Origin of the sequence: Mesorhizobium sp. M7D.F.Ca.US.004.03.1.1, from assembly GCF_003998635.1 — a bacterium.
Classification (GTDB): domain Bacteria; phylum Pseudomonadota; class Alphaproteobacteria; order Rhizobiales; family Rhizobiaceae; genus Mesorhizobium; species Mesorhizobium loti.
The window spans coordinates 1-4,605 of the sequence record NZ_RZQG01000478.1 but is presented as its reverse complement, the minus strand read 5'-3'; the positions used below and the strand labels follow the sequence as shown (position 1 = coordinate 4,605).

Annotated in this window: 5 protein-coding genes and 1 pseudogene; 4 read left to right on the top strand and 2 right to left on the bottom strand. The window is 63.4% G+C overall.

Going from position 1 to position 4,605, the window contains the following annotated elements; genetic code table 11:
* The 4 genes and pseudogenes from EN935_RS42225 to EN935_RS23235 form a co-directional block, all read left to right on the top strand.
* A pseudogene (locus EN935_RS42225) lies at positions 1-141 on the top strand (sugar kinase); the annotation flags it as partial.
* On the top strand, positions 141-587 hold the full coding sequence (locus tag EN935_RS23245; RefSeq protein ID WP_109662412.1) for an RbsD/FucU domain-containing protein: 447 nt from the start codon (positions 141-143) through the stop codon (positions 585-587). The pseudogene EN935_RS42225 and the gene EN935_RS23245, both read left to right, overlap by 1 nt.
* Entirely contained in the window at positions 584-1,507 is a 924-nt protein-coding gene (locus EN935_RS23240) for a carbohydrate kinase (protein ID WP_109662410.1), read from the top strand. The genes EN935_RS23245 and EN935_RS23240 overlap by 4 nt, the downstream gene beginning before the upstream one ends.
* A 256-nt stretch (positions 1,508-1,763) precedes the next feature.
* Positions 1,764-2,906 (top strand): DegT/DnrJ/EryC1/StrS aminotransferase family protein, encoded by a 1,143-nt coding sequence (locus tag EN935_RS23235; protein WP_109662407.1) that lies wholly within the window; start codon positions 1,764-1,766, stop codon positions 2,904-2,906.
* Between the two features lie 14 nt (positions 2,907-2,920).
* On the opposite strand, the gene cysQ is transcribed toward EN935_RS23235, so the two are convergent.
* Both cysQ and cysC read right to left on the bottom strand, forming a co-directional pair.
* Entirely contained in the window at positions 2,921-3,712 is a 792-nt protein-coding gene (gene cysQ, locus EN935_RS23230; RefSeq protein WP_164771280.1) for a 3'(2'),5'-bisphosphate nucleotidase CysQ, read from the bottom strand.
* A gap of 10 nt (positions 3,713-3,722) precedes the next feature.
* Positions 3,723-4,605 (bottom strand): adenylyl-sulfate kinase (gene cysC, locus EN935_RS23225; RefSeq protein ID WP_127373644.1); only part of this gene is annotated, 883 nt, incomplete at its 5' end.

Genomic DNA, 4,605 nt, shown 5'->3' with positions numbered 1-4,605 from the left:
ACGATCGACGGCGACGGCCTGAAGCTGCCCGGCGTCCGCGAGGGAACCGTCGGCATTCACGCCCGGGCGCTCGGCGGCGCCAGCCTGCCACTATCCGAACGCTTCCTGATCGGATCGACGACGATTTCCAGGAGCGCCTGATGCTGATCGGAATCCCGGCGCTGCTCGGTCCAGAGCTTCTGGCGATCCTGCGCGGCATGGGCCATGGCGACGAAATCGCCCTTGTCGACGGAAACTATCCGGCCGAGCAACAGGCAACCCGGCTGGTACGAGCCGATGGTCACCACCTCATCCCGGTGCTCGACGCAATCCTGAGCGTGCTGCCGGTGGATGACGCCGTGCCGGAGGCGCTGTTTCGCGCCTCGGTCAAGGGCGACCCCTCGCTTGCCGATCCCGTCCATCATGAAATCGAGGCGATCTGCGCCAAACGCGCGCCGGGCCGCAAGGTGGTTGCGCTGGCCGGCGCCGACTTCTATGCACGGGTCAAATCGGCGCATGCCATCGTCGCGACAAGCGAGCCGCGGCTCTACGCCAACATCATCATCCGCAAGGGCGTGATCTATCCGCCGGAGACCAGGAAGCCATGATCCTCTGCTGCGGCGAAGCCCTGATCGACATGCTGCCGCGCACGACGACAGCGGGCGAGCCGGCCTTTGCGCCTTATGTCGGCGGCGCCGTGTTCAACACGGCAATCGCACTTGGCCGGCTCGGCGCGCCGGCCGGCTTCTTTTCCGGCCTGTCGTCGGATCTGTTCGGCGGCCAATTCCGGGATGCGCTTGGGGCGAGCAAGGTCAGTTCCACCTACGCACACACTTCGCCTCGGCCAACGACGCTGGCCTTCGTCAAGCTCACCAACGGCCAGGCGACCTACACCTTCTATGACGAGAACACCGCCGGCCGCATGCTGACCATCGACGACCTGCCGCAGCTCGGCAGCGAGATCGAGGCCATGCTGTTTGGCGCCATCAGCCTGATCTCGGAGCCCGCCGGCGGCGCCTATGAAGAGTTCATGCGGCGCGAGCAGGCAAGCCGCGTCATGATGCTCGATCCCAACATCCGGCCGAACTTCATCCCGGACAAGGCCAAGCACCTCAGGCGCATCCGCGCCATGATGGCGATGGCCGACATCGTGAAACTGTCGGACGAGGACCTGAACTGGTTCGGCGAAGCCGGCTCGCACGAGGATGTCATCCGCAACTGGCTGGACCGCGGCCCCAAGCTGATCGTCGTCACCCATGGCAGCGAAGGCGCCGTCGGCTACAGCAAGGAGCACACCGTCACGGTGATGCCGGAAAAGGTCGAGGTGGTCGACACGGTCGGCGCCGGCGACACGTTCAACGCCGGCATCCTCGCCTCGCTGCACGAGCAGGGCCTGCTGACGAAGGCGGCAATCGCGGATCTGTCGAAAGATGCCATTCAAACGGCACTGGCACTTGGCGCCAAGGCGGCGGCGGTGACCGTGTCGCGGGCCGGCGCCAACCCACCCTGGCGGCATGAGATCGTCTGAACGGACCGCAACCTGCCGAGGATTGGTTGAGCTGGTCGATCACTTTATGTTTCGCAGGGTCGATCCCAGGGATTATTGAGGTAGGATTGTGCCTGACGAAGCCCGGATTTCCGGCATCTCGCGAAGACACGCCGGAAGATACAGGTAACAGACTGCGACACCTAGGCAATTCGCTGCTCTGCCTGCCCGGCTTTCTCGGCAGGCGCAACTCTGGTACCAGCGGCCGGTTATCTGGCTAACCCGTTTTGAGGCCGACATGCAGTTCATCGATCTTGGCGCGCAGCGCGAACGAATCCGCGACCGGCTGAAGGCCGCGATCGACCGTGTCGTCGACGAGGGCCGCTATATTCTCGGCCCGCAAGTCACTGAATTCGAGAACAAGCTCGCTGCCTATATCGGCACCAAGCATGTCGTGGCCTGCGCCAACGGCACAGATGCACTGCTATTGCCGCTGTTTGCGGCCGGCGTCGGCCCGGGTGACGCGGTGTTCGTGCCGAGCTTCACTTTCGCCGCCACCGCTGAAGTGGTGGCGTTGGCCAAGGCCGAGCCGGTGTTCGTCGATGTCGACCCGCATACGTACAACATCGACGTTGCCAGCCTCGAAGCGGCCATCGCCATGATCAAGAAGGAAGGCCGGCTGAAGCCCAAGGCAATCATTCCCGTCGATCTGTTTGGCCTTGCCGCCGACTACGAGGCGATCATGGCGATCGCCAACCGCGAAGGGCTGATGGTGATCGAGGATGCCGCCCAGTCGATGGGTGGTTCGCTCGACGGCAAGATGTGCGGCTCGTTCGGCGCGGTCGGCTCGACCAGCTTCTACCCGGCAAAGCCGCTTGGCTGCTATGGCGACGGTGGCGCGATGTTCACCAATGACGATGCGCTGGCCGAGCAGCTCAGATCCTTCGCTTTCCACGGCAAGGGCGAAACGCAATACGACAATGTCCGCGTTGGCATCAATTCGCGGCTCGACACGCTGCAGGCGGCGATCCTGATCGAGAAACTGGCCATCCTCGAAGACGAGATGGTTGCCCGCCAAGTGGTGGCAAAGCGCTATGCCGACGGGCTTGGCGACGTCGTCACCGCCGCCCGCAATCTGGACGGCAGCCGTTCGGCATGGGCGCAGTACGCCATCGAGACGCCGAAGCGCGACGGGCTGAAGGCGCATCTCGGCGAAAAGGGCATTCCGTCGGTCATCTATTATGTGAAGCCGCTGCATGCCCAGGTCGCTTATCGCGACTACCCGCGCACGCCGACCGGCCTTGCCGTGTCGGAAGACCTGCCGAAGCGGATTCTCTGTCTGCCGATGCACCCCTATCTCAGCGAAGACGACCAGGACCGCATCATCGAAACGATCCGTAACTATATCGGCTCGAATTCAGCGCAGGCCGCAGCCGAGTAGGCTGCGGGGCCTTCTCAGGCGGGGCTGACCCCTGCCCTGCCGCTGGCAATGAAATGCGGATTGGCGAAGTCCTCGTCGTCGCTTTGCCTGCGCTTGCCATAAACCAGAGGCTGGCCATCGAGCGTGCGCGTCATGCCGCCGGCCGCGCGAAGCACGGCGTCGCCCGCCGCCGTATCCCATTCCATGGTGCGGCCGAAGCGCGGATAGACATCCGCCTCGGCACTGGCGAGAAGACAGAATTTCAAGGACGAACCGACCGAGACGATTTCGGCGGCACCCAAGTCGCGAATATAGGCCTCGGTCTCCGGCGTGTTGTGGGAACGGCTGGCAACGACGGCCAGCGGCGCCACGGCTGTTCTCACCGAAATCGGCCGGCGGCCGACGATCTGGTAGTCGCCATCGATTTCGAGAGATTCCGCCCTGCCCGGCAGACCGGAAAAGAAGCGGCCGGTGCAGGGCGCAAAGACGACGCCGACTTCCGGCACGCCATCGCGAACCAGCGCTATGTTGACGGTAAAATCGGTGCGGCGGTTGACGAATTCCTTGGTGCCGTCGAGCGGATCGATAAGGAAGAAAGCCCCGTCCAGGTCGGGCGGCACGATGCCGGCGGATGCTTCCTCCTCGGCCACGCAGGGAATGTCGGGAAATGCGGCGCGCAGTCCGGTGAGAATGATCTTCTCGCTCTCACGGTCCGCCTCGGTCACTGGCGACGAATCGGACTTGCGGTCGACCGCGCAGCCGGCGTGGAACACGCGCATCACCTCGCGCCCGGCCGCCAAGGCCAGCCGCTCGAAGATTTCGAGCATCAGCCTGTCGTCAGATGCCGCCGCCGCTGTCGTATTGGTCTTCGGCAATGTCGCGCTCGTTCAGCCAGTGTTCCAGGGCATCTACCATCTCTTCGGCCGATTTGCCGAGTGTCTTTAGATGGATTTCGGGGTTTTCCGGCGCTTCATAAGGAGAATCGACGCCAGTGAAATTCTTGATCTCGCCATTCAGTGCGCGCGCATAGAGGCCCTTCGGATCGCGCCTGGCGCATTCCTCGAAGGGCGTATCGACGAACACCTCGATGAACTCTCCGTCCGCCATCAATTCGCGCGCCATGCGCCGCTCGGCGCTGAACGGCGAAATGAACGAAACAATGACGATCAACCCGGCATCGGCCATCAAACGCGCCACTTCGGCGACGCGGCGGATGTTCTCGACGCGATCGGCGTCGGTGAAACCAAGATCGCGGTTGAGACCGTGACGGACATTGTCGCCGTCCAGGATATAGGTATGGCGGCCGGTGGCGAACAGCTTCTTTTCGAACAGGTTGGCGATGGTCGACTTGCCGGAGCCCGACAGCCCGGTGAACCAGAACACGGCGGGCCGCTGGTTCTTCATGTCTGCGCGCACGTGCTTGCCGACATCGAGCGACTGCCAATGGATGTTTTCGGCGCGGCGCAGCGAGTGCAGGATCATGCCGGCGCCGACCGTGGCGTTGGAAATGCGGTCGATCAGGATGAAGGCGCCGGTGATGCGGTTTTCGGCGAAGGGATCGAAGGCGATCGGCGTCCGCGTCGAGATGTTGCAGATACCGACTTCGTTCATTTCGAGCGACTTGGCCGCTTCATGGGCAAAGTCGTTGACGTTGATCCGGTACTTCAGATCGGTGACGGTGGCGCTGGTCTGATCGGTCTCAGTGCGCAGAATGTAGGAG

Excerpts from the sequence above, each read along its gene's own strand:
- EN935_RS23245 (WP_109662412.1), top strand. The coding sequence starts at position 141 with ATGCTGATCGGAATCCCGGCGCTGCTCGGTCCAGAGCTTCTGGCGATC.
- EN935_RS23240 (WP_109662410.1), top strand. The coding sequence starts at position 584 with ATGATCCTCTGCTGCGGCGAAGCCCTGATCGACATGCTGCCGCGCACG.
- EN935_RS23235 (WP_109662407.1), top strand. The coding sequence starts at position 1,764 with ATGCAGTTCATCGATCTTGGCGCGCAGCGCGAACGAATCCGCGACCGG.
- cysQ (WP_164771280.1), bottom strand. The coding sequence starts at position 3,712 with ATGCTCGAAATCTTCGAGCGGCTGGCCTTGGCGGCCGGGCGCGAGGTG.